This window comes from Gordonia sp. YC-XJ4 (assembly GCF_059511865.1).
The window spans coordinates 2,048,519-2,073,411 of the sequence record NZ_CM183447.1 but is presented as its reverse complement, the minus strand read 5'-3'; the positions used below and the strand labels follow the sequence as shown (position 1 = coordinate 2,073,411).

The following is a 24,893-nucleotide window of genomic DNA, read 5'->3' as shown; positions in this document are numbered from 1 at the left end:
GCGTCGGATAGCGTGAGCGGCGGAGGTTGATGCTGGTGTCGGCGACGAATCGCGCAGGGGGATACGAGTCAGGAAGATCTGGGTCAGCGGGTCCTGAGTCCGCGGGCCATCCGCAGACCCACCCGCGCGCAGCCGTCGCGGTGCTGTGCGCGGCCGGGATCGTGGTGGCGTTGATGCAGACGATCATCGTGCCGCTGATCCCGCAATTGCCCGACCTCTTACACGCCGCGCCGTCGGACACCACCTGGGCGCTCACGATGACATTGCTGGCCGGGGCGGTCATCACCCCCATCGGCGGACGACTCGGTGACATGTACGGCAAGCGGCGAATGCTGCTCGCCAGCATGGGATGCGTTGCCGCCGGATCGATCCTGTGCGCACTGTCGAGTGCACTGCTGCCCTTCCTCATCGGACGCGGCCTGCAGGGACTCGGATTCGGCACCATCGCACTGGGTATCAGCGTGATGCGCGATATCGTGCCGGCCCGCCACCTCGGCTCCTCGGTCGGCACGATGAGCGCATCGTTGGGCATCGGCGGGGCGCTGGGACTGCCGGTGAGTGCGTTCATCGCCCAGAGCATCGGGTGGCACGCTCTGTTCTGGTTGTGCGCCGGCGCCGCGGGCATGGCCGCGGTCGGGATAGCCCTGACCGTCCCGGAGAGTCGCGGCCGGGCCGGTGGCCGTTTCGATCTCCTCGGCGCCGTCGGTCTGGCGGCGATGCTCGTGTGTCTGCTCCTTCCGCTCTCCAAGGGCGCGAGCTGGGGCTGGGCCTCGCCGACGACGCTCGGCGTGTTGATCACCTTCCTGCTCGTCGCCGCCACCTGGTGGCGCTGGGAGCGGCGCCGCAACACCCCGCTGATCGACCTGCGGGTCGCTCTCGACAGGCCGGTCCTGCTGACCAATACCGCGTCGGTGGCCACCGGTTTCGCGTTCTACTCCATGCAGTTGATGCCCATCCAACTCCTCATGGCCCCAGCCGGCGCACCCATCGGTCTGGGCTTCGACATGCTGATGGCCAGCCTCGTCCTCGCCCCCAGCGGCATCCTCATGTTCGTGTTCTCCCATGTCAGCGCCTGGCTGACCGACCGCGCGGGCCCGCGGGTCTCGCTGGCCGTCGGCGGCCTGGTGATCGGCCTCGGCTACGTCGTGTTCCTCGTCCTGCTGCTCACCGGCGGATTCACGTGGTGGATCATGCTCATCGTCGCCTGCCTCACCGGAGCGGGCCTCGGCATCGCCTACTCGGCGATGCCCGCGCTGATCATGCGCGCGGTACCGGTCGCACAGACCGGCGAGGCCAACGGGGTCAACGCACTCATGCGTGTGGTCGGTACGTCCACCTCGGCCGCGGTGGTGGGCATGGTGCTGACCTGGTCGGCGGTGCAGATCTCGGTACCCGGTGGCGCGATCGTCGTCCCCGACACCAACGGCTACCTCATCGCGTCGATCGTCTCGCTGGTCGCCTGTGTCGTCGCCGCAGCGCTGGCGATGGCCATCCCCGCATCGCGTCGACTCGAGATCGAAACGATCGACACGCTCGGTGGTCGCGATCCGTCGAGCCGTGATGACCCGGAAGGCACCATTGGCACCGATGAGACCGACCGTGCCCATGAGATCCGCGGCGAAATATCGCCGTAACGGAATCGTCGTAGCGTGTGGCGGTGGCTGGAACCCTCATTCACGACGCACAGGTCATCACCGTTGACGAGCACCGCCGCGAGCTGTCGTCGGCGTGGGTGCTGATCGACGGCGCCACCATCGCCGCGGTATCCGCCGACCCGATCGACGACCTTCCCACCGAGGTGACCCACGTCGACGGCAGGGGCTGTGTGCTGACCCCGGGCCTGGTGAACACCCATCACCACCTCTACCAATGGATCACCCGGGGACTCGCCGCCGATCACACGCTGTTCCAGTGGCTGACGACGCTCTACCCGATCTGGGCCGGGATCGACGAGACCGCAGTCCACACCGCCGCGCTGGGCGGGATCGGCCAGCTGGTGATGTCGGGCTGTACGACCACCACCGACCACCACTACGTCTTTCCCCGTGAGGGCGGCGATCTCCTCGGCGCCGAGATCGGTGCCGCGGCCACCATCGGCGTCCGATTCCATCCGACCCGCGGGTCGATGGACCTCTCGGAGAAGGACGGTGGCCTGCCACCCGATTCGGTGGTGCAGGGCATCGACGAGATCCTCGAAGCCTGCTCCGACGCCGTCGCGCGCTGGCACGACCCGCGCCCCGGTTCCCTGCTGCAGATCGCTCTCGCTCCGTGCTCCCCGTTCTCGGTCACCACCGACCTGCTCCGCGAGTCCGCCTCGCTGGCACGCGAACTCGGCGTGCGGATGCACACCCATCTGGCCGAGTCGCCGGACGAGAACACCTACTGCGACCAGCATTTCGGCTGCACGCCGCTGCAGTACATGGAGTCGGTGGGATGGGTCGGCGACGACGTGTGGTTCGCCCACGGCATCGAATTCGCCGACGACGAGATCGCACGTCTGGCCGCCACCTCGACCGGGGTCGCGCACTGCCCGACCTCCAATGCCCGTCTGGGCAACCGGATCTGCCGCACCCGCGAGCTCGTCGATGCCGGTGTACCCGTCGGACTCGGTGTCGACGGCGCGGCCTCCAACGAGTCGGCGCGACTGCTCGAGGAGGCGCATCAAGCGGTGCTGATGGCGCGCGCCCGTGGTGGTCCGACCGCTCTGACCACCCGCACCGCGATCGAGTTGGCCACCCTCGGTGGTGCCCGGGTCCTCGGGCGCGACAAGGAGATCGGGTCGATCGAGGTCGGCAAACTCGCCGATCTCGTGCTGTGGGATCTGAGTGGACCAGCGCACGCGGGCATCGACGATCCGGTCGCCGCCCTGGTACTGGGCGCCATCCCACCGATTCGCGGCACCTGGGTGGGCGGGCGCCGTATCGTCACCGACAACGACCTGGTGACCGCCGACCTCGACGCGGTGGCCGCCGACTGCGCCGCCGAGCATCGTCGCCTGCTGGACAAGGCCGGATAGGAGGAGTCGTGGACCTCAACACCATCAGCTCGTATCGCCACGCGCACACACGCGACGACCTGGCGCTCGCGCCGGGCGAGCGGATCGTCGCGGGCGGAACATGGTTCTTCAGCGAGCCGCAGGTGGACGCGACCGGCGTCGTCGACATCACCGGGATGGGGTGGTCCGACGTCGAGGATCTGCCCGATGGCGGTCTTCGTGTCGCGGCCACCTGTCCGATCGCGACTCTCGCCTCGTTGCCCAAGCGGCCCGAGTGGCGCGCCCACCCCCTGTTCTTCCAGTGTGCGACAGCGTTGTTGGCGTCGTTCAAGATCTGGAACGTGGCCACCGTCGGTGGCAACATCTGCCGCTCGTTCGCGGCCGCGTCGATGGTGTCGTTGGCCGTCGCCCTCGATGCCGAGGCGCTGATCTGGCCCCCCGCCGGGGGTGAGCGCCACGTGCCGGTGGCCGAACTGGTCACCGGCAACGGCACCAACACCCTGGGACCGGCAGAGGTGCTGCGCGCCATCGACTTTCCGGGTTATGCGCTGCGCGCCCGGACCGGTATGCGCAAAATCGCACTTGCCGAGCTCGGGCGCTCCGGTGCGGTGGTCACCGGGCGCGTCGACGAGGACGGCACCGCGGTGTTCGGCATCACCGCGGCCACCGGGTGGCCGACGGTGCTGCGCTACCCGACGCTGCCCGATGCGGAGGTACTGCGCGCCGACATCGACTCCGCGCCCGGCTATTACACCGATCCGCTCGGCTCTGCGGACTGGCGCCGCGCAGTCAGCGCGGTGCTCGCCGACGAGATCCGGGCAGAACTCGCCGCCGACCCCGGTCGGGGGTGGTGACCGTGCACATGGAGATCAACGGCGAATCCGTCGATACCCAGCCCCGTCCGGGCCAATGCCTACGAACGCTGTTGCGCGACAACGGTCATTTCGAGGTGAAGAAGGGCTGCGACGCCGGCGACTGCGGCGCATGCTCGGTGCTGGTCGACGGCACACCGGTGCACTCGTGCATCTTTCCGGCGGTGCGCGCCGACGGGGCGTCGGTGACGACGGTCTCGGGCCTGGGCACTCCAGGCGATCTGCATCCCATGCAGCAGTCCTTCGTCGACAACTTCGGGTTCCAGTGCGGTTTCTGCACCGCGGGGATGATCGTCACCGCGTCCACCCTCGAGGCCGCCGACCTCGACGACCTACCGCGGCGGATGAAGGGAAACCTGTGCCGCTGCACCGGCTATCGGGCCGTCGACGCCGCCATCCGGGACGGGGTGGCACGAGCCGAGCGCACCCATTGCCCGGACGCCACGACCCGCGCCGACTCCGCCGCGAGCTCGTGCGGCGTCGGAGCGTCCGCCAATCCCCTTGCCGCGCAGCGCGTCGTCACCGGCACCGAGCCCTACACCTTCGACATCGACGTACCCGGTACCCAGTTCCTGCGCGTGCTCGGCTCCCCGCATCCACACGCCCGGATCACCGCCATCGACACCGCGGCGGCATCGTCGGTGCCCGGCGTCTCGCTCATCCTGACCCACGAGAATGTGAGCACCCGACGGTTCTCCACCGCCCGCCACGAGTCCCGCGACGACGATCCCGACGACACCCTGGTCCTCGACCCGGTCGTGCGATTCGTCGGTCAGCGCGTGGCCGCCGTCGTCGCCGACACCGCGGCGGCCGCCGAGGAGGCGTGTCGCCTCATCGAGGTGACCTACGAGCTGTTGCCCGCCGTGTTCGATCCGGAGGAAGCCCGGCTGCCGGGCGCGCCACTCGTGCACCCCGACCGCACTCCCGAGGATCGTGTCGTCGACGCCGACCGTAATGTGATCGCGGCATTCCACGAGGGATTCGGCGGTGATGTGGTTGCCGCACTGGAGGGCTCGGCGGTGCGGGTCGGGGGTACATGGAAAACCGGGCGGGTGTCGCACGCCCAGTTGGAAACCCACGGAACCCTCGGCTGGATCGATGACGACGGTCGTCTGGTGCTGCGAACCAGCACCCAGGTGCCGTTCCTGGTGCGCGACGAGCTCGCGTTGTTGCTCGAGTTGCCACCGGAGCGGGTTCGGGTCTTCGCGGCGCGCGTCGGTGGCGGTTTCGGCGGCAAGCAGGAATTGCTCACCGAGGATATCGTCGCCCTGGCCGTCCTCCGTACCGGCCGGCCGGTGGCCTATGAGATGACGCGCACCGAGGAGATGACGCGCACCACCTACCGGCATCCGTTCCGGGTGGGCGTCGAACTCGGTGCGGACGAGACGGGGCGACTGACCGCGATGAAGGTCGACGTCCTGTCCGACACCGGCGCGTACGGCAACCACGCGATCGGGGTGATGTTCCATGCGTGCGCCGAGTCGGTGTCGGTCTACAACTGCCCGGTGAAGCGGATCGACGCCGAGGTCGTCTACACCAACAATCCGCCGTCGGGTGCGTTCCGTGGTTACGGGTTGGGACAGGTGATCTTCGCGATCGAGAGTGCAATGGACGAGTTGGCGCTGACGCTCGACATCGATCCGTTCGAGTTGCGCAGACGCAATGCGGTGGCCGACGGTGATCCATTGCTCATCGCCCACCCCGAGCCCGAAGACGACCTGGTGTACGGCAGCTACGGTCTCGACCAGTGCCTCGACCTCGCGCAGGCCGCCCTGGCACGCGGCAACGGTGTGGCCCCGCCGGCCGGCCCGCACTGGCGGGTCGGCGAGGGTATGGCGCTGGCCGCCATCGCGACGATGGCCCCCCGCGGGCATCATGCGACCGTCACGGTGGCCGTCGACGCCGACGGCACCTACCACATCGGCTCGGGCACAGCCGAATTCGGCAACGGCACCACCACCGTACAAGCCCAGATCGTGGCCAGCGCGATGTCGACCGAGTTGTCCCGGGTGTCGTTGCGCCACGGCGACACCGATGCCGCCGCCTACGACACCGGAGCGTTCGCCTCGGCCGGCACCACGGTGGCCGGCAAGGCCGTCCACGGCGCGGCCCTGCGGTTGCGCGAACTGCTGGTCGAGGCGGCCACGAGGCTGTCGGGACGCGATGCCGCCGACGTGCGCCTGTGCCCGGACGGAGCACTCGTCGATGCCACGGTGATCGGTTTCGGCGATCTGATCGCTGCTGTCGACGCCGAGCACCGGCAGGAGTCGGCGACCGGACCGCGCGTCGTGGCGACCGGCATCGAACGGGGCGATCTGCGCTCGATCGCGTTCAACGTCCAGGCTTTTCGGGTCGCGGTGAACACCGAGACCGGTGCGGTGGCGATCCTGCAGTCGGTGCACGCCGCCGACGCGGGCACGGTGATGAATCCCCAGCAATGTCTCGGCCAGGTGGAAGGCGGTGTGGCGCAAGGCATCGGCTCGGCGCTGTACGAGGAGATCATGCTCGACGGCAAGGGCGTACCGCTGACACCGGTTCTGCGGACCTATCGGGTACCGCAGATGGCCGACATCCCGGTCACCGAGGTGATGTTCGCCGAGACCTCCGACCGCCTCGGACCCTACGGCGCGAAGTCGATGAGCGAATCGCCGTTCAACCCGGTGGCGGCAGCTCTGGCCAATGCCATTCGGCGCGCCATCGGCACCCGTCCGTACGAGACCCCCATGTCCCGTGACCGGATCTGGCGACTCAGCCGGACATGAGTTTTCGGCTACCCGAACTTTTTGTTTCGCACGACTTGATCACTGGCCGCCGGTGTGCCACATTGAGCTGGTGAGCCAGGTGGACACCCGCGAGAGCGGATCGGAGGCCGGATCGACGCGCGGCCGCATACACGGCCGCCGGATGCGCTCGTTGCGTCACGTGGCGCTGTTCGGCCCGGCCTTCGTCGCAGCCATCGCCTACGTCGATCCCGGCAACGTCGCCGCCAACATCACTGCGGGCGCGCGCTACGGCTTCCTGCTGGTGTGGGTGCTCGTCGTCGCCAATCTCATCGCGATGCTCATCCAGTATCAGTCGGCCAAACTCGGCATCGTCACCGGCCGCAGCCTGCCCGGTCTCCTCGGAGAGCGGCTGAGTCGCCGCAAACGCCAAGCATTCTGGGTTCAGGCCGAGGTGGTGGCGATCGCCACCGACCTCGCCGAGGTCCTCGGCGGCGCGATAGCCCTGCAGTTGCTGTTCGACCTGCCCCTCGTCCTGGGTGGGGTGATCGTGGGCATCATCTCGACGCTGATGTTGTTGCTGCAGAACCCTCGCCGCCAACGCGTCTTCGAGACGGTGATCGTGGGCATGCTGGCCATCATCGTGGTCGGCTTCCTCGCGGGGCTCGTGGTGAACCCGCCGACCGCCGGCGATGTGCTCGGCGGGATGATCCCCCGTCTCGAGGGACCCGAGACGGTGTTACTCGCGGCATCGATGCTGGGTGCGACGGTCATGCCGCACGCCATCTATGTCCATTCGGCGCTGGTCATCGATCGCCACGGGGTCACCGAAAGTCTGCCCCGGCGACGCAAACTCGTCCGCGTGACCCGGTGGGATGTGGTGATCGCCCTGACCGTCGCCGGCGCCGTCAACATCGCCTTGCTGCTCCTGGCCGCGCAGAACCTGCTGGGCAAGCAGGGCACCGACACCATCGAGGGCGCCTACCATGCCGTGGCCGACTCGATGGGGCCGGCGATGGCGACCATCTTCGCGATCGGTCTGCTCGCGAGCGGCCTGGCCGCCACCTCGGTCGGGTCGTCGGCGGGTGCGGCGATCATGGCCGGGCTTCTGCACAAGCGGGTGCCGCTGCTGGTTCGCCGACTGGTCACGCTGATCCCCGCCCTGGTCGTTCTCGCTGTCGGGGTCGATCCCACATGGGCACTGGTGCTCTCACAGGTGGTGCTGAGCTTCGGCATCCCGTTCGCGATCATCCCGCTGGGCCGGCTGACGTCCGACCGCTCGATCATGGGCGAGTTCGCCGACGGCTGGCCGCTGCGCATCCTGGCAACCGTTGCGTCGGCAATGATCGTGCTACTCAACATCGCGTTGATCGTGCTGGTGTTCACCGGCACGTGAGGTGACCGAGAACGACTCGCGGTACCACACGGATCGTCTCGGTCCACCGATCGCCGGGGCGATTCGCGGCCGACGGCGTCGAACCCCCGGAGGTATCCCGGTGGCCCGTCCACCGCCCGTCAGGCCAGGAGCCCCTTGGCGACGTGGGTCACCTGGATCTCGTTGCTGCCGGCATAGATCATCAGCGACTTGGCATCGCGCGCAAGTTGTTCGACGCGGTACTCGGCCATGTAACCGTTGCCGCCGAAGAGCTGCACGGCCTCCATCGCGACATCGGTGGCCGCCTTCGACGAGTAGAGCTTCATCGCCGACGCCTCGGCCAGGCTCAGCGGCTTACCGGCCTTGGCCCGCTCGATCGCACTGAAGAGCATGTTCTGCACGTTGATCCGCGCCACCTCCATCTCGGCGAGTTTGAGCTGGATCAGCTGGAAGCGCCCGATCTCCTGGCCCCACAGCTTGCGGTTCTTCGCGTAATCGACACTCAGGCGCAGACATTCGTTGATGATGCCCATCGACAGCGCCGCGATCCCGATACGCTCGGCGGTGAAACCGGATTTCGCCCCCTCGGCGCCGCGCGCGTCGGACCCGGTGTCCTCGGTCTCGCCGAGCAGCCGGTCCCGACCGAGGCGGACGTTGTCGAAGAACAGCTCGCCGGTGGGCGAACTCATCATGCCCATCTTCTTGAACGCCTTGCCCTGGGTGAGTCCGGGCATCCCCTTGTCCAGAACGAACGAGAGCACCTTGCGATCGCGCATGGGGGTATCCGAGCCGTCGTCGAGTTTGGCGAAGACCACGATGGTGTCGGCGTACGGGCCGTTGGTGATGAACGTCTTCTGTCCGTTCAACAGATACTCGTCACCATCGCGGCGCACGGTGGTCTTCATGCCGCCAAGGGCGTCGGAGCCGGAGTCGGGTTCGGTGATCGCCCAGGCCCCGACCTTTTCCATGGTGACCAGCTCGGGCAGCCACCGCTTCTTCTGCGCGAGGGTGCCCTTACCCCGGATCGCCGACGCCGTCAGGCCCATGCTGACGCCCATCGAGCCGACCAGACCGAGACAGACCCCGGCCAGTTCGATGTTGACGATCATGAACATCGACCCGGCCATGCCGGCTCCGCCGCCGCCCGCAGGCTTCTCGCCGGCCGCCTCGGCCTCGAGTTCCTTCTCCAGCGCGTCCTTGGCCATGGCGTCGACACCGAAGGTGGACAACAGTTTTCGGGTGATGTCGTAGGGCGGGAGCTGGCCGGTCTCGAGCTCGTCGATGTGCGGCCGGATCTCCTTGTCGATGAACGCCCGCAAGGCGTCGCGCACCATCAGATCTTCATCGGACCACTCGAACATCGACACCTCGCAGAATCATCGGACAGCGCCCGTCGGCTGCCATGAGAACTTGTTTCAGTCCAACTGTGTCAGTCGTCACGATCAGCGTCAAGATACAGAAAGGCACAATTGTGTCTTCATGGGCCAGAGAGTGGGGTAAGGACAATCGACTCAATACGGACACGCGCTTGACCTGCGCTTTCGCAACTGGTCTGCTTATGACAGACGGCGTATGGAACCCGGTGCGATTCCGGGACGGTTGCGCCACTGTGAACTCGCGCCCGCGGGTCAGTCAGACACGTCGCCGTCGAGTCATAGCCCGACAACCGGGGCGCGTCACCCCGAGGAGGTCCCGATGAGTACCCATGTCGCCACGCCGCAGCCCGGTGTCGCCGTCTCCCCCGAAGCCCTGTCGCGCACGCGCGTAGCGCTGATCTTGGGGATCACCGTCCTGTTGGCCCTGCTCGCCTACTACTTCATCGGTGTCGACGAAGGCATGACCTCGGTATTCGGGCACACCATGGTCGTGCACGAGTGGGTTCATGACGCTCGCCACTTCCTCGGCTTCCCCTGCCACTGAGCCGGATTCATGACCGAACTCCGCGTCATCGGGCGCGGAGCCCTCGCCGGACTGATCGCCGGCATCCTGGGCTTCGTCTTTGCTCGTGTCTTCGCCGAACCCGTCATCAACAAGGCCATCGACTACGAATCAGGCCGCGACGACGTCCTCAACGCACTCAACCAGGCGGCCGGTCGGGCGACCGAACCCGATGGTCCGGAGATCTTCAGCCGGACGATCCAGTCGACCGTGGGCATCGCCACCGGCATCATCGGCTTCTCGGTCGCGATGGGCGCCCTGGTGGCCGTCGCCTACCTGATCCTCATGGGCCGGACCGCACTGCGCGCGCGGTATCTGTCCTGGCTCATCGCAGGCTTCGGCTTTCTCGGTATCTACCTGCTGCCGTTCGTGAAGTACCCGGCCAATCCACCGGCGATCGGGCACACCTTCACGATCGAAACCCGCGGTCAGCTCTACCTCGCAATGGTCGCGATCTCACTCGTCCTACTCGGTCTCGCGGTCTACGTCGTACATCGTCTGCATTCCCGGATCGGTACGCAACGCGCGATCCTCGTGGCCGGAGTCGGCTTCCTCATACTGTTCGGCATCGTTCTGGCCGTGCTGCCGTCTCTCGGTGACCTGTCGGCAAACGTCGACCACACCAGCGAGTTCGGCTTCGCACGCGCCGCCACCGAGACACCGCAACCCATCACCAACATCCTCGATCGCCCACTCACGATCGACGGAAGGGTCTATGCGCCAGGGCAGATCGTCTATCCGGGCTTCGACGCCGACGTGCTCTGGAAGTTCCGGTGGTATTCGATCCTGAACCAGGCTCTGGTGTGGTTGGTCATCGGAATGGTCTTCGGTGCCCTGATGAACCGGATGCATCCGTCGACCCCACAGACCATCGGCGAGCAGGCTACGCTCGTCCGGCAGTGACCTCCTCCCTCGACGACCTCGGCCCCTTTTTCGGAGTCGCCACGCACGCCCGCGGGCAGCGGGGTGATGCACCGTGGCTCACGATGGCCGACCTACTCGAGGACGCGCGCATGCTGGAGTCGCGCGTGGACCGTGTGCGTGCCGCACTCGGGGTGGGCGGCACGTCACGTGTCGAGCAGAGGGTGGCTGCGTCGGTCACCCACCTCGGGCTCGTCGCTCGTCTCATCGCTCCGATGATCGCTGTGGAGGCGCTCGACGAACCGCCGATATCGTTCACGGCCGCGGACCTCTGGTGGCAGGACGAATTGGGTGGGCCCTATCCGCTCTCGGTCACCACCGCGGCGACCGACGCCCGGCCCAACCTGGCCGACGGGATCATCGGCGCACTCACCGACGCCGTCGGCGACGCATTCGGGGTGAGTGGGCGAACGCTGTGGGGCAACGTCGCCTCGGCGACCAACAGCGCCGCCAGACTCATCGCGACGGCGCGCCCCGAACACGGCGATCTCGCCGTCGCCGCGGCCGACCGTGTTCTCGCCGAGCCCCATGTCGAGGACGGGCGGTTACGCGCGGGACCGGGATTCCGCCGGCGCAGTTGCTGTTTGATCTATCGGGTCAGCGGCGATCGGGGCGCCGTCTGCGGCGACTGCGTACTCATCTGACCCACCCACCTTCTCGGCAGACCCCACGAACGCACCACGTCCGCCCCACGAGCGTGCAGGGCGGACGTGGAGCAGCGATCAGTTACTGTGTGCCGCGGCCGGTGTCGTCGCCCGGCGCGCAGGATCAGAACGGCTGAGCCAGGTCATGATTCCCGCGAAGGTCGTGGTCAGAACGGTCCACAGGATCACCTGGTTGGCGATCACATACACCCGGAAGTCGCCGATCACCGCGCCCGGGAATCCGGGGAAGACGATCGCGTCGCCGTTCATGACCGGGTCGGGAACCTCATGGAACTCGGGCAGCAGCGCGATCGCAATGGTCACGACCACCAGGTAACCGACGGCGGCGACCACCGAGGCCGCGAGCCCTCCCCAGCGTTGCCGGAGCCACAGCGCCACAACGACCGCCGCGATCACCGCGACCACCGAGATGACCGTGAGGGTGAGGTACGCCGTCGATCGCGCACCGATGGTGTCGTCGTCGCCGACGGCCGGCGGGTTGGCCGGGTATGCGAAGAACGGCACCCCGAAGACCGCGACGAAGCCGAGGAGCCCGATCAGGGCCGCCGCCCAGCGTGGGTCGGCTCCGGCGCGGTGATGCGCCAGGTAGGTCCACAGAACCGTGAACGCGATTGCGAAGAACGCGCCCATCGACACCGCGAAAACGATGGTCCCCACGCCCGCACCGATGTTCTCCTGCACCGAGCGGGTGAACACCTCGGCGCCGTGCTCGTGGCCGCCGTGCCCTTGCGCGGCCATCAGGGCCTCTTCGGCCTCACTGCGACCGTCCTCGTAATCGATGGCCTTGGCCACCTGCGGCTCGATGAAGATCCGAGCGAAAACGTAGGCAACGATCCCGGCGACGAGTCCCGACAGCAGACCGGCACCGATGAATTTCTTCTCCATGTTCGGTTGTCTCCGTGCTCGTTCGATCAGTGGCAGGGGAAGCCGAGGAAGTGCCGCGAGTCGTGCACGAATTCGTGGATGTGGGTGTCGTTGCCGAACACCGACCATGCACCTTGGTCGTAGCCGATGAAGTAGTAGGCCATCGCGGCGAGGATGAAGGTGGCGGTCAGCCACAGGGCTGCCGATGCGACGGAGAGGTCGGGTACCGCGAGGGCCCGCGCCTTGTTCTGGTGTGTGCTTGCAACCATCGGAAGGTCCTTTCGTGGGATGACGCGTCCCAGCGCTTGTCGGATCGATGCTCGGCGGAATCCTGACTCGTCGGGCGGGGGCGACTCCCTGACCCGGCTCACAGTGGCGCGACCGCCCCGGATTCGCACCGGGTTTCCGTCAGCATCTGGCGAGAACTGTATACCCGGCAAATGTGACCGGCGCGACCCATCGGACAAAACGAGCAGAACGCCGCCGCGGCGATTTGTCGGAGGGAGCATGGATGATGGGTGGATGGCTTCGCCGTCGGTCCTCGATCGCTTCACCGCCCCCACCCGGCGGTGGTTCAGCGGCACCTTCGCCGAGCCGACCGCCGCACAGACCGGGGCGTGGTCCTCGATCGCCGACGGCAACCACACGCTGGTCATTGCCCCCACCGGTTCGGGTAAGACCCTCTCGGCATTCTTGTGGGCGCTCGACCGCCTCGCCGCTCGCCCGGATCGGCCGCGCGGCACCCGCGTCGTCTACATCTCGCCACTCAAGGCCCTCGCCGTCGACGTCGAACGCAACCTGCGTGCACCGCTGACCGGCATCACCCGCGCGGCGCAGGAACTCGGCGATCCCGAGCCGGCGATCACCGTCGGCCTGCGCTCCGGGGACACCCCCGCCGCGACCCGCCGCAGTCTGGTCCGCACACCCCCGGACATCCTCATCACCACCCCGGAGTCGCTGTACCTGATGCTGACGTCGTCGGCGCGGGAGACGCTGACCGGCGTCGAGGCCGTCATCATCGACGAGGTCCACGCGGTGGCCGGCACCAAACGCGGCACCCATCTGGCGCTGTCCCTCGAGCGTCTCGACGAGTTGTTGGAGGCACCCGCACAGCGCATCGGATTGTCGGCGACGGTCCGCCCACCCGAGGTGGTCGCGGGCTTCCTGGCCGGTGCCGCGCCGTGCACCATCGTGCGGCCACCCGCGAGCAAGACCTTCGATCTTCGCGTCGACGTGCCCGTGGAAGACATGGCCAACATCCCGCCGCCACCGGACGCACCCGGTTCCGGGGATCTCGACGACGCGTTCTCCCCGACCGCGGGATCGCTGTGGCCCTACGTCGAATCGGCGATCGTCGATCTCATCGAGGCCAATCGCACGACCATCGTGTTCGCCAACTCCCGTCGCCTCGCCGAGCGACTGACCGCACGGCTCAACGAGATCGCCGAATCCCGCATCGCGCCCGCCGCGGTGACCGCTGCGGCCAACCCGCGGGTCGCCGGGGGCGCTCCGGCGATGGTGATGGGTAGCGGAGCGTCCTCGGCGGCCACGACCCTACTGGCCCGGGCACACCACGGGTCGGTCAGCAAGGAGCAGCGCGCCGAAATCGAGGACGAACTCAAGACCGGCCGGTTGCGATGTGTGGTGGCCACCAGCTCCCTCGAGCTCGGAATCGACATGGGCGCAGTAGATCTCGTCGTCCAGGTCGAAGCGCCGCCGTCGGTGGCCAGTGGTCTGCAACGCATCGGCCGGGCCGGGCATCAGGTCGGCGAGATCAGTCAGGGCGTACTGTTCCCCAAACACCGCACCGACCTCATTCATTGCGCCGTCGCGGTATCGCGCATGCGGGAGGGCGAGATCGAGGAGCTGCGGGTACCCACCAACCCCCTCGACGTCCTGGCCCAACAGACGATCGCCGCAGCCTCCATCGACGAGCTCCACGTCGACGAGTGGTTCGAGGTAGTACGCCGCAGTGCACCGTATCGGGAGCTCGGCCGCGGCGTGTACGAGGCCACCCTCGATCTCATCTCCGGACGATTCCCGTCCGACGAATTCGCCGAACTGCGTCCGCGCGTCACCTGGGACCGAGAACGCAATGTGCTCATCGGACGCCGCGGCGCCCAGCGGCTCGCCGTCACCTCCGGTGGCACCATTCCGGACCGTGGCCTGTTCGGTGTGTTCATGGTCGGCGAGAAACAGACGCGCGTCGGCGAACTCGACGAGGAGATGGTCTACGAATCACGCGTCGGCGACGTCTTCGCGCTCGGAGCCACCAGCTGGCGGATCGAGGACATCACCCACGATCGGGTGCTGGTCACGCCGGCGTTCGGGCAGCCGGGACGCCTGCCGTTCTGGATCGGTGACGCGGTGGGCCGGCCGGCCGAACTCGGGGCCGCCATCGGCCGGTTCACCGGTGAGATCGCCGACCGCGCCGAACTCGATCGCCGCGCCGACGAGCTCGGCCTGACCACCTACGCCCGCGACAACCTCGGTGCGCTCATCGCCGAACAGCGCGACGCCACCACCCATCTGCCCACCGACCGCACGCTGGTCGTCGAGCGGTTCCGCGACGAACTCGGCGACTGGCGGCTGATCCTGCACTCCCCGTATGGGTTACGAGTTCATGCGCCATGGGCGTCGGCCATCTCAGCGCGCCTGAAGACGACGCTCGGTCTCGACGGCGCCGTCACGGCCTCCGACGACGGCATCATCGTGCGACTCCCCGACACCGACGACAACCCGCCGGGCGCTGCGGTCTTCACCATCGACCCCGACGACATCGAGCAACTCGTCACCGATGCGCTCGCCGAGTCGTCGATGTTCGCCTCGCGATTCCGTGAATGCGCCGCCCGCGCATTGCTGTTACCGCGTCGCGATCCCGGTCGGCGTGCCCCCCTGTGGCAACAGCGTCAGCGCAGCGCCCAATTGCTGGCCGTGGCCTCGCAATTCCCGGACTTTCCGATCGTGCTCGAAGCCGTCCGGGAGTGCCTGCAAGATGTCTACGACCTGCCCGCGCTGATCGATCTGCTGCGCAGTGTGGCCACCCGCCGGGTGCGGGTCGTCGAGACCGAGACGGAGTCACCGTCGCCGTTCGCGGCATCGTTGCTCTTCGGCTACGTCGGTGCCTTCATGTACAACGACGACGCGCCGATCGCCGAAAGGCGGGCCGCGGCACTGTCTCTCGACACCGCTCTGCTCGCCCAACTCCTCGGCCGTGTCGATCTGCGCGAACTCCTCGACCCCGCGGTGATCACGGAGGTGACCAACCGCCTCCAACGACTCGAGCCGTCGAGGCAGGCCCGCGATGCCCAGGACGTGGTCGATCTGTTGCGCTGGCTCGGGCCGCTGACCACCGAGGAGGTCGACGCCCGATACCGCGGCGACGATCCCGATGCCGTATCCGCCGGTGCCCAACCGGTCGATGCGGCAACGGTTCTCGCTGCTCTGCATCGCGACGGGACGATCATCTCGGTGAGTCAGCGGGGGCGCGCGCTCTGGGCCGCGATCGAGGACACCGCGCGGCTCCGTGACGCGTTGGGCGTACCCGCACCGCTCGGGGTGCCCGCAGCGTTCCTCGAACCGGTCGCCGACCCGGTCGGCGACCTCGTACACCGTTACGCCCGTACCCACGGCCCGTTCACCGTCGACGAGGCAGCCGATTCGCTCGGGCTCGGCGTCGCCGTCATCCGCGACGTGCTGGCACGGATGGCCGGCGAACGCAAGGTGATCGAGGGCGACTTCCTGCCCGAGGCAACCGGTACCCAGTGGTGTCACAGCGACGTGCTCGGGCAGATCCGGCGCGGGTCGCTCGCCGCGAGCCGCGCCGAGATCGAGCCGGTCGACGACGCCACCCTGTCACGCTTTCTCATGGGATGGCAGCACGTCACACCCCGCACGGCCGGCCGTGGCGACCACGACGATCGGCTGACGGGGGTGGACGGGGTGTCGGTGGCGATCGATCAGCTTGCCGGACTACCGCTTCCGGCGTCGGCGTGGGAATCCTTGATCCTGCCGTCGCGCGTCGCCGACTACAGCCCCGCCATGCTCGACGAGCTCCTCGGTTCCGGTGAGGTGGTCTGGTCGGGCGCGGGGCGGATCGGCGGTGCGGACGGTTGGATCCGGTTGTGCCCGGCCGATCTCACCGAGGTGCTGCTGCCCGAGCCCGACGAGATCGACACGACCGAGGTGCATCGCCGACTGCTGGAGACATTCACCGGTTCCGGCGGCTTGCGCTTCGCGCAGTTCGTGGGCGACTTCGCCGACCTCGACGCACCGGCCACCGCGTCGATGACCGCGATCACCGCGGAAGTGGAATCAGGACTGTGGGACCTGGTCTGGTCGGGTCGTCTGTCGAACGACTCGTTCGCGCCGGTCCGGGCCCTGCTCACGCCACGATCGTCCGGCGGATCCCGCACGGCCCCGGCACACCGATCTCGTGCCCGCGCGCCCCGGCTGCGCTCGTCGCGACTCACGACCCGCCATCTGATCTCGACGACTCCGCCGGTATCGACCCCGCCGACCGTGGCGGGGCGCTGGTTCACCCTGCCCGGTCGCGCCACGGACCCGACCGTGTCCACCCAGGTTCTCTGCGATCAACTGCTCACCCGGTACGGCGTGGTGACCCGCGGCGCGGTGGTCGCCGAAGGTGTGGTCGGCGGATTCGCACGGATCTACAAGGCCCTCAACATCTTCGAGGACAACGGATTCGTCCGCCGCGGGTACTACGTCGACGGACTCGGCGGAGCGCAGTTCGCCGCCCCGGCGACCGTCGACGAGTTGCGCCGACACACCCTCGATCATCGGGACACGTCCACGCACACCGCAGTCGTCCTCGCCGCCACCGATCCGGCGAATCCCTACGGTGCCGCTCTGTCGTGGCCCGACCGCCCCGAGAGCGGTCATCGGCCCGGGCGTAAGCCTGGTGCGCTGGTGGTATTGGTGGACGGCGTTCTCACGATCTACGTCGAGCGCGGCGGGAAGACCGTCCTGACCTTCGAGGACAGCGAGAGTGTATTGCGTTCGGCAGCAACGGCTCTGGCCGGAGTCGTGCACGACGGCCGGGTGTCGCGGCTGGCGATCGATCAGATCGACGGCGCCGAATCGTTGCGGTCCGACCTCGCTGCCATCCTCGTCGACGCCGGCTTCTCGACCACACCACGCGGTCTACGCCTACGGTACGGACACCATGCCCGAAGGTGACACCGTCTTTCGTGCCGCCGCGCGTCTGCGCGGCGCCCTCGCCGGAAAGGTACTCACCCACACCGACTTCCGGGTTCCTCGGCTGGCGACCCGGGATCTGTCCGGTGGCGTGGTCACCGGCGTTCGCTCGCGTGGCAAGCACCTGTTGATCGACGTGTCCCGCGACGACCTGGACGTTCCCGTCAGCATCCACTCGCACCTCAAGATGGAGGGGATCTGGGATGTGCACGCCCGTGGCGCGAAATGGCGTCGGCCCGGCCATGAGGCACGGGTCGTGTTGCGCACCGAGACCACCGAAGCAGTCGGCTTCTCGCTCGGCATCCTCGAACTCCTCACCACGCCGGAGTCCGACCTCGCCTACCTCGGCCCCGACCTGCTCGGCGCGGAGTGGGATGCCGCCGAAGCCGTACGCCGCATCGAAGCACACCCCGACACACCCATCGGCCTCGCACTACTGGACCAACACCTGTTGGCCGGCGTCGGCAACGAGTATCGCTGCGAATTGTGTTTCCTCCGAGGCGTTCTCCCCGAACGTCCGGTCGCCGAGGTCGACGTTCCCGCGATGGTCGATCTCGCCCATCGCGTCCTCTGGGCCAACCGGATGCGCACCGCGCGAACCACCACCGGCGCCACCGGCCCACACGCCCGGGTCTACGTCTACGGCCGACGCGGTCGCCCGTGCCGCCGATGCGGAACCCTCATCCGCCGAGGCTTTCTCGGCCCTCCCGGAGAGGACCGCGTCATCTACTGGTGCCCTCACTGCCAGTCCTGACCGTCGCTCCACCGAGGACTCTCGCCACTCAATGACCCGGCTATCCCCCTGACGTCGGTGCGCCGCTCCCGACGTCGGTGCGCCCTCCCCGATGGTCGCGCAACCCGCCCTACCCGACCGTAGAGACCTCTTCCCCCGATGGTCGCGCAACCCGCCCTACCCGACCGTAGAGACCTCTTCCCCCGGTGGTCGAGGTGCACGGCGCCCCAGGCGCCGGGCCTCGAGACCCGGCGAGAGAACAAGCTCCACAACCACATCGAACGCATGGCAAACGAAAACCGCACCCCTACCACACCCCACCGACAGAAAATCGGCGCCGAAATACGTTGTCCACAAGCAGAATTGATCAAAATACCTCTTGCGTCGAACACACTGGCGATGTAGACTGGAGCCATACGCCGATCAGCCACTGGGGAGGGGTAAGATCGAATCCACTGAAGCTCTCGACGCTGGAACTGTCGACGCCGAAGCGGTTTTCGCCGACATCGTCAGCCGACTCAGCGGCCTGCAGTGGAACCCGCAGATGACCGGACCGCAGGCCTTCGGCGCGATGAAGCAAGTCCTGTTGTTGCGGAACCTGGTTGATCATCACGCGACCACGCTCACCGGTGAAATGGATCGGCTGGGCGTGGCCGACCACAAAACCACCCGACTGCGGGAGTTGTTGATCAGCATGGGTTTCGCACCCGCCGTCGCAGGTCGGTATGTGCGGGTCGCCGCCACCACCGATGTGGATCTGTTGTTGGCGCATGCAGCGGACGGGTCCATTTCTTCCGAACACGCCGATGCCATCGTGCGCGGATTGGCGCACATCGACACCCGATGCCACGAATCCCTCGACACCGTGCAACGGTGTGAATACCTGCGGAAACTCTTGTCGCACTACTTCGCCGGATTCACCCCGCCGAGATCAACCTCTACGCACGGCAGCTGGGGAACGAGCTGGCGGCCGAAACACCCGGTGGCTTGCCGGCCGCCGAAGACAAGACGATCAACTCCTACACCGACCGCATCACCGACGACGGACGGCTGGAGATCTCGGCGAACCTCGACATCGTCGCCGGCGAGAAAACCAGAACTTTGATGGAAACCTTGTCGGCGCCCAAGCCCCAGCCCGACGGATCCCCCGACCCCCGCACACCCGAACAAATCTGCGCTGCCGCATTCGAAACGATCGTGGAGTTGGCGGCACAAGGCCTGGCCGACACCACCTTCTCAGCCAAACCCACCAACGGCCTGTTGTGGACCTGGTCAGCCGACAACCCCGCACTCGGCGGCGATTTGCAGAACATGGGTGCCATCACCGAAGCCACCGCCCGAATGTTGTCGTGCGACCCACCATCACCAAAATCATGCTCGATCCCAACGGTGTACCCCTCAGTGTTGGTGAAGAGAAACGCTTCTTCACCCCCGGCCAACGCAAAGCCCTACTCGTGCGTGACCGCGGATGCATCAAATGCGGTGCACACGCCGGACGCTGCCAAGGACACCACCTCACCCACTGGAGTAAGGGCGGTCCCACCGACCTCGACAACGGCTGCCTACTCTGCACCAGCTGCCACGACGACGTCCACCACCACGGCTGGGACATCATCATCGGATTCGACCGACACCCCTGGCTGATCCCACCCGCCAGCATCGACCCGAAACGACGACCGATACCGTCCTATCACCGACGCACCATGCGACTCGACGACGTAGCAGCCTGACCTACGCTGCCCCACTACCTGATTCCCTGCACCCGGCCTGGCCGGGACCGCATCTGTTGTTTGAGAACTCCATAGAGAATTCCCCACGCCCGATGGTCGAGGTGCGCGTGCCACCGTGACCCGGAATGACTTCGGCACAAGGGGTCTCGAGGCTCGTCGCTAGCGCTCCTCGGCACCTCGACCATCGGGGTGGGAACGCGCAAGGATGTCATCGCCACCCGGAAGCCTGCCGGCACAAGGGGTCTCGAGGCTCGTCGCTGGCGCTCCTCGGCACCTCGACCATCGGGATGGGAAGGGCTGGGCATTCCCGCACGGGGAGGCTTCGACCACCGGGATGGGGAACGGCCCGAGATTCATCAATCGCTGGTCGAGGTGCGAGCCGCGTGCGGCGAGCCTCGAGACCGCATGCAGCAGAGCTGGAACCGGACCACCGTCATCCGGATAACCGTCGACACAACAGGCCTCGTCGCTGGCGCTCCTCGGCACCTCGACCACCGGATGAGAAGGGCATCGGGTGGGAAGGACCGAAACATCCTTCGACGGCCAGTCGTCATCGCCCGATGGTGTGATTCAGACCGGGTAGCGCTCCGGTTCGGGGCCGAATTGGAATCGGCGAGCAGAGATCTCGTCGACGGTGATTTCGACGTAGTTGTACTTGATCGTCGGAATCCACGGCTGCAGCGGCAACTCGTCGGCGGCGGCGATTTCGTCACCGCGGGACAGAATCCGTGCCGAGCCCTTGGCGACGACGCTCCATCCGGTCGCTCCGTCGCCGTAGAAATCGGATTCGAATGCCACGTGGGAATTGACGACGAGCTCCGACAGTTTGGTTCCCTCACCGGTGCGGAAAAGAATGCGTTTCTCGCCGGCGTAGTAGTTCACCGGGAAGATGTCGGGCTGTCCCCCGACACTCACCGCAAGACGTCCTACTTCCTTGGAGGCGAGCAATGCCCAGGCCTCGTCGACGGGAAGCTCCTGAACCGGGTTGTCCACCATGACCTCTCCTTTTCCCATAACCCATTGTCCCTCGGCGACATCACCGGTCACAGGGGCAAAGGTCCCAGGCAAAGCAGTCGCACAATCAATTGTCGGGCACCGGCACCGGTTCGAGAATCTCTTGGCGGGACTCGGGCGCCGCAGCGCGCAACGCATCGGCCGAGGCATCGTCGGGCTGCTGCTGCGAGGCGATCTCGGCGGCCACGCGCGCGTTGTAGGTCTCCACCTCGAAGGCGATACGCTCCGCGTCCCAGTCGAGTATCGGCGCCAGGAGTTCGGCAACCTCCTGGGCACAACCGACACCGCGGTGCGAATACTCGATGGCAATCCGCGTACGGCGGGCAAGGACGTCCTCGAGATGCAGTGCCGCCTCGTCGATCGCCGCATAGACGACCTCTACTCGCAGATACTGTGGCGCGGCCGCCAACGGGCGCAACAACGACGGATCGGCGTCGGCGTAATAGAGCACGTCATCGATCAGCGATCCGTACCGATTCAGCAGCCGCCGAACTCGGTAGGGATGCAGGCCGAAACGCTTCCCGAGATGTTCGCACTGATTGATCAGCGCAAAGTATCCGTCGGCACCGAGCAACGGGACGCGCTCGGTGATCGACGGCGCCACCCGTGTCGGGATGTAGTCGTCGCACGCGTCCACCGCGTCGGCGGCCATCACCCGATAGGTGGTGTACTTGCCCCCCGCGATCGACACCAGTCCGGGCGCCACCCGCGCGACCGCATGCTCCCGCGACAACGTCGACGTCGACTCGTCCTCACCGGCGAGCAGCGGCCGCAGACCCGCATAGACACCCTCGATGTCGTTGTGGGTGAGCTTGGTCACCAGCACCTCGTTGACCCGATCGATGATGTAGTCGATGTCGGCCCGGGTAGCGGCCGGATGCGCGAGGTCGAGATTCCAGTCGGTGTCGGTGGTGCCGATGATCCAGTGCGTCTCCCACGGGATGACGAACAGCACCGATTTCTCGGTACGCAAGATGATCGCCGTTTCACTGACGATCCGGTCCCGGGGAACGACGATGTGTACACCCTTGGAGGCGCGCACCCGGAAGTGGCCGCGTTGATGGGACAGTGCCTGCACTTCATCGGTCCAGACCCCGGCGGCATTGATGACGCAGTGCGCGCGCACCTCCGCGGTATCACCGGTCTCGCTGTCGCGAACACGCACTCCCATCACCCGATCGGCCTCCCGCAGGAACCCGACCACCTGCGTCGACGTGCGGATCACCGCACCGTAGTTCGCCGCCGTACGTGCCACCGTGAGGCTGTGGCGGGCGTCGTCGACGACGGTGTCGTAATAACGGATGCCACCGATCAACGAGTCGCGCTTGAGGGCCGGCGCAACCCGCAGCGCACCCGACCGGGTCACATGTCGTTGTCCTGGAACGGACTTGGCACCACCCATCCGGTCATACAGAAAGATCCCGGCAGCAACATACGGCCGTTCCCACACCCGCCGCGTCAGCGGATACAAGAACGGAAGCGGCTTCACCAGGTGCGGTGCAAGAAGTCGCAACGACAATTCACGCTCGGCCAGGGCCTCACGAACGAGACCGAATTCGAGTTGTTCGAGGTAGCGCAACCCACCATGAAACATCTTCGACGACCGGCTCGATGTACCCGAGGCGATGTCGCGGGCCTCGACGAGCGCAACCCGCAGTCCTCGGGTCGCCGCATCGAGCGCAGCTCCCACCCCGACGACGCCACCGCCGATCACGACGATGTCGAATTGCTCCTCGGACAACCGCCGCCACGCCTCGGCGCGGTACAGCGGGCCCATATCGGCAGGTCGATCGGGATTGAACTCGGAGTTCATAGTCCGTCAGCGTAATTGATCTCGGCGTGGGGCACCGCGTGCGACACTGGCGGCGTGGCCAGCACCTCGGGATATGTCGCATCCATCGACCAGGGCACGACCTCCACACGCGCAATGGTCTTCGACCGCCGCGGCCGAGTCGTGTCCGTCGAGCAACTCGAACACCGCCAGATCTTCCCTCGAGCCGGGTGGGTCGAGCACGATCCCGCGGAGATCTGGCGCAACACGCGACGCGTGGTGGCCGCGGCCCTGGCGTCGGCCGACCTCAATGTCGACGACATCGTCGCCTGCGGACTGACCAATCAGCGCGAGACCACCGTCGCCTGGGATCGCTCCACCGGCGAACCCTTGCACAATGCCATCGTCTGGCAGGACACCCGTACCGGCGCGCTGTGTGAGGAACTCGGTGGCGACGCCGGCGTCGACCGCTACCGCACCCGCACCGGCCTGCCGTTGTCGACCTATTTCGCCGGACCGAAGATGCGGTGGCTCATCGACAACGTCGACGCCGTGGCCGAGCGTGCACGCAACGGCGAACTCTGCTTCGGCACAATGGATTCCTGGATCGCGTGGAACATGACCGGCGGACCGGCCGGCGGGCAGCACATCACCGACGTCACCAACGCCTCACGCACGATGCTCATGGACCTCGAATCCCTGACCTGGGACGAGTCCATCTGCGCGGACATGGGTATCCCCGTCGAGTCGTTGCCCGACATCCGCAGTTCCTCGGAGGTCTATGGTTCACTGCGCGAACACGGTTCCCTGCCGGGCGTGCAGTTCGCGGGCATTCTCGGCGACCAGCAGGCGGCAACCTTTGGGCAGGCATGTCTGTCGCCGGGCGAGGCGAAGAACACCTACGGCACGGGAAACTTCTTGTTGCTCAACACCGGAACCGAAGCGGTGTTCTCCGATCACGGGCTTCTGACGACGGTGTGCTATCGGCTCGGCGAGGACGCGCCGCGCTACGCACTCGAGGGGTCGATCGCGGTGACCGGGTCACTGGTGCAGTGGCTTCGGGACAATCTCGGGCTGTTCAGCGAGGCCGCGGACGTCGAGAAGCTCGCAGCTCAGGCCGACGACAACGGTGGTGTCTACTTCGTGCCGGCATTCTCCGGTCTGTTCGCACCCCGCTGGCGGCCCGACGCGCGGGGCATCATCACCGGCCTGACCCGCTTTGCCGACAAGCGTCATATCGCGCGAGCTGCGCTGGAGGCCAGCGCCTTTCAAACACGAGAGGTCATCGAGGCGATGCAGGCCGATTCCGGGGTGCGGTTGTCGACACTCAAGGTCGACGGCGGAATGGTGGTCAACAATCTGTTGATGCAGTTCCAGGCCGACATCCTCGACGTCCCCGTCATCCGGCCCGTGGTCAACGAGACCACCGCCCTCGGTGCGGCCTACGCGGCCGGCCTGGCTGTCGGATACTGGGACGGCGAGGACGAGATCCGGGAGAACTGGAACGAACACACCCGGTGGAATCCGGCGATGGACGCCCCCGAACGCGACCGCCTGTACGGCGAATGGAATCGCGCGGTGGAACACAGCTACGGCCTGGCGTGAGCGTGCCGGACGTGGGTGATCACCCCGCGAACTCGACGAGCACGGCCACCACCCCAGCCGTCCCACCCATCGCCGCAGCCGCCTCGTAAGCGGCTTCGCCGAGCCGTTCGGTGGGTCCGACCGCCGAGTCGATCGCGATCGAAAGACACTGCAGAGCACGCGCTTTGACGAACGAGAGCCGCTGGGCGTCGATGTCGGACGAGCGATGGGCGAAGGCTGCGTCGACCTCGTGTCGTGTCATCACCGCGGCGAGCTGTGAGCGCGTCGCCGGCGAGACCCGTCCCTGCTCACGCCACTGCGTCAACACGTCATGGACGACCGACTCACCACCCAGGTCGACGACGTCGATGACGGTCACCGTCAGCATCCGCAGACAGTCCTCGACCTCACCCGCTGCGACGCGACCGACGAGTTCGGCCACTGCCCCGCCACTGAGTCGGTCGACACGCCGCGCCGCTCCCGGAACCGCCATC

At 67.0% G+C, this 24,893-nt stretch carries 17 protein-coding genes, 1 pseudogene and 1 riboswitch; of the genes and pseudogenes, 12 read left to right on the top strand and 6 right to left on the bottom strand.

Annotated elements, in window-relative coordinates:
• The first annotated feature begins 29 nt into the window (after positions 1-29).
• From AC5ZH6_RS09125 to AC5ZH6_RS09105, 5 genes are all read left to right on the top strand, one after another.
• A complete protein-coding gene (locus AC5ZH6_RS09125) occupies positions 30-1,634 on the top strand; it encodes an MFS transporter (protein ID WP_271355436.1) in 1,605 nt (534 codons plus the stop codon).
• 17 nt (positions 1,635-1,651) lie between these two features.
• Positions 1,652-3,016 carry an 8-oxoguanine deaminase gene (locus AC5ZH6_RS09120; RefSeq protein ID WP_271355435.1) on the top strand — a complete coding sequence of 455 codons (1,365 nt, stop codon included), beginning with the start codon at positions 1,652-1,654 and terminating at the stop codon, positions 3,014-3,016.
• 8 nt (positions 3,017-3,024) lie between these two features.
• The gene (locus tag AC5ZH6_RS09115; protein ID WP_094602282.1) at positions 3,025-3,849 is read left to right on the top strand and encodes an FAD binding domain-containing protein; all 825 of its coding nucleotides are present in this window, start codon (positions 3,025-3,027) and stop codon (positions 3,847-3,849) included.
• A gap of 2 nt (positions 3,850-3,851) precedes the next feature.
• Positions 3,852-6,629, top strand: coding sequence for a molybdopterin-dependent oxidoreductase (locus AC5ZH6_RS09110; RefSeq protein WP_271355762.1), 2,778 nt, complete (start codon positions 3,852-3,854; stop codon positions 6,627-6,629).
• A gap of 70 nt (positions 6,630-6,699) precedes the next feature.
• A complete protein-coding gene (locus AC5ZH6_RS09105; protein ID WP_271355434.1) occupies positions 6,700-7,983 on the top strand; it encodes an Nramp family divalent metal transporter in 1,284 nt (427 codons plus the stop codon).
• A gap of 119 nt (positions 7,984-8,102) precedes the next feature.
• Here the strand turns inward: AC5ZH6_RS09105 and AC5ZH6_RS09100 are convergent, their stop codons facing one another.
• A complete protein-coding gene (locus AC5ZH6_RS09100) occupies positions 8,103-9,323 on the bottom strand; it encodes an acyl-CoA dehydrogenase family protein (protein WP_006367475.1) in 1,221 nt (406 codons plus the stop codon).
• A 334-nt stretch (positions 9,324-9,657) separates the two neighbouring features.
• Between AC5ZH6_RS09100 and AC5ZH6_RS09095 the strand changes: the two genes are divergently transcribed.
• From AC5ZH6_RS09095 to AC5ZH6_RS09085, 3 genes are read left to right on the top strand one after another with little or no spacing between them, the layout of a single operon-like run.
• Positions 9,658-9,882 carry a CbtB-domain containing protein gene (locus tag AC5ZH6_RS09095; RefSeq protein WP_014359555.1) on the top strand — a complete coding sequence of 75 codons (225 nt, stop codon included), beginning with the start codon at positions 9,658-9,660 and terminating at the stop codon, positions 9,880-9,882.
• 9 nt (positions 9,883-9,891) lie between these two features.
• Complete coding sequence (locus tag AC5ZH6_RS09090) at positions 9,892-10,803, top strand: CbtA family protein (RefSeq protein ID WP_271355433.1); 912 nt, start codon at positions 9,892-9,894, stop codon at positions 10,801-10,803.
• Entirely contained in the window at positions 10,800-11,465 is a 666-nt protein-coding gene (locus AC5ZH6_RS09085) for a (2Fe-2S)-binding protein (protein ID WP_006367478.1), read from the top strand. The genes AC5ZH6_RS09090 and AC5ZH6_RS09085 overlap by 4 nt, the downstream gene beginning before the upstream one ends.
• A gap of 78 nt (positions 11,466-11,543) precedes the next feature.
• Here AC5ZH6_RS09085 and AC5ZH6_RS09080 read toward each other — a convergent pair whose 3' ends face one another.
• Together AC5ZH6_RS09080 and AC5ZH6_RS09075 are read right to left on the bottom strand one after the other, a co-directional pair.
• On the bottom strand, positions 11,544-12,371 hold the full coding sequence (locus AC5ZH6_RS09080; RefSeq protein ID WP_211541837.1) for a CbtA family protein: 828 nt from the start codon (positions 12,369-12,371) through the stop codon (positions 11,544-11,546).
• 26 nt (positions 12,372-12,397) lie between these two features.
• Positions 12,398-12,619: a CbtB domain-containing protein gene (locus tag AC5ZH6_RS09075; RefSeq protein WP_006367480.1), complete on the bottom strand. Its 222-nt coding sequence runs from the start codon at positions 12,617-12,619 to the stop codon at positions 12,398-12,400.
• A 36-nt stretch (positions 12,620-12,655) separates the two neighbouring features.
• A riboswitch (cobalamin riboswitch) is annotated at positions 12,656-12,802 on the bottom strand.
• Positions 12,803-12,872: 70 nt separating this feature from the next.
• On the opposite strand from AC5ZH6_RS09075, the gene AC5ZH6_RS09070 reads away from it, so the two are divergent.
• The 3 genes and pseudogenes from AC5ZH6_RS09070 (at position 12,873) to AC5ZH6_RS09060 (ending at position 20,030) form a co-directional block, all read left to right on the top strand.
• Entirely contained in the window at positions 12,873-17,549 is a 4,677-nt protein-coding gene (locus tag AC5ZH6_RS09070) for an ATP-dependent helicase (protein WP_271355432.1), read from the top strand.
• Entirely contained in the window at positions 17,536-18,321 is a 786-nt protein-coding gene (locus AC5ZH6_RS09065; RefSeq protein ID WP_271355431.1) for a DNA-formamidopyrimidine glycosylase family protein, read from the top strand. Before AC5ZH6_RS09070 ends, AC5ZH6_RS09065 begins: the two co-directional genes overlap by 14 nt.
• Before the next feature lie 358 nt (positions 18,322-18,679).
• Positions 18,680-20,030, top strand: a pseudogene (locus tag AC5ZH6_RS09060) (HNH endonuclease).
• A 570-nt stretch (positions 20,031-20,600) separates the two neighbouring features.
• On the opposite strand, the gene AC5ZH6_RS09055 reads toward AC5ZH6_RS09060, so the two are convergent.
• Positions 20,601-21,026, bottom strand: coding sequence for a pyridoxamine 5'-phosphate oxidase family protein (locus tag AC5ZH6_RS09055; protein WP_006367485.1), 426 nt, complete (start codon positions 21,024-21,026; stop codon positions 20,601-20,603).
• A gap of 85 nt (positions 21,027-21,111) precedes the next feature.
• The gene (gene glpD / locus AC5ZH6_RS09050; RefSeq protein ID WP_006367486.1) at positions 21,112-22,857 is read right to left on the bottom strand and encodes a glycerol-3-phosphate dehydrogenase; all 1,746 of its coding nucleotides are present in this window, start codon (positions 22,855-22,857) and stop codon (positions 21,112-21,114) included.
• 54 nt (positions 22,858-22,911) lie between these two features.
• On the opposite strand from glpD, the gene glpK reads away from it, so the two are divergent.
• Entirely contained in the window at positions 22,912-24,420 is a 1,509-nt protein-coding gene (gene glpK, locus AC5ZH6_RS09045) for a glycerol kinase GlpK (protein ID WP_035726752.1), read from the top strand.
• A gap of 19 nt (positions 24,421-24,439) precedes the next feature.
• Here glpK and AC5ZH6_RS09040 read toward each other — a convergent pair whose 3' ends face one another.
• Positions 24,440-24,892, bottom strand: coding sequence for a hypothetical protein (locus tag AC5ZH6_RS09040; RefSeq protein ID WP_006367488.1), 453 nt, complete (start codon positions 24,890-24,892; stop codon positions 24,440-24,442).
• Position 24,893 lies beyond the last annotated feature (1 nt).

Excerpts from the sequence above, each read along its gene's own strand:
- AC5ZH6_RS09090 (WP_271355433.1), top strand. The coding sequence starts at position 9,892 with ATGACCGAACTCCGCGTCATCGGGCGCGGAGCCCTCGCCGGACTGATC.
- AC5ZH6_RS09065 (WP_271355431.1), top strand. The coding sequence starts at position 17,536 with ATGCCCGAAGGTGACACCGTCTTTCGTGCCGCCGCGCGTCTGCGCGGC.
- AC5ZH6_RS09070 (WP_271355432.1), top strand. The coding sequence starts at position 12,873 with ATGGCTTCGCCGTCGGTCCTCGATCGCTTCACCGCCCCCACCCGGCGG.
- AC5ZH6_RS09100 (WP_006367475.1), bottom strand. The coding sequence starts at position 9,323 with ATGTTCGAGTGGTCCGATGAAGATCTGATGGTGCGCGACGCCTTGCGG.
- AC5ZH6_RS09055 (WP_006367485.1), bottom strand. The coding sequence starts at position 21,026 with ATGGTGGACAACCCGGTTCAGGAGCTTCCCGTCGACGAGGCCTGGGCA.
- AC5ZH6_RS09125 (WP_271355436.1), top strand. The coding sequence starts at position 30 with ATGCTGGTGTCGGCGACGAATCGCGCAGGGGGATACGAGTCAGGAAGA.
- AC5ZH6_RS09080 (WP_211541837.1), bottom strand. The coding sequence starts at position 12,371 with ATGGAGAAGAAATTCATCGGTGCCGGTCTGCTGTCGGGACTCGTCGCC.
- AC5ZH6_RS09075 (WP_006367480.1), bottom strand. The coding sequence starts at position 12,619 with ATGGTTGCAAGCACACACCAGAACAAGGCGCGGGCCCTCGCGGTACCC.
- AC5ZH6_RS09095 (WP_014359555.1), top strand. The coding sequence starts at position 9,658 with ATGAGTACCCATGTCGCCACGCCGCAGCCCGGTGTCGCCGTCTCCCCC.
- glpD (WP_006367486.1), bottom strand. The coding sequence starts at position 22,857 with ATGAACTCCGAGTTCAATCCCGATCGACCTGCCGATATGGGCCCGCTG.
- AC5ZH6_RS09040 (WP_006367488.1), bottom strand. The coding sequence starts at position 24,892 with ATGGCGGTTCCGGGAGCGGCGCGGCGTGTCGACCGACTCAGTGGCGGG.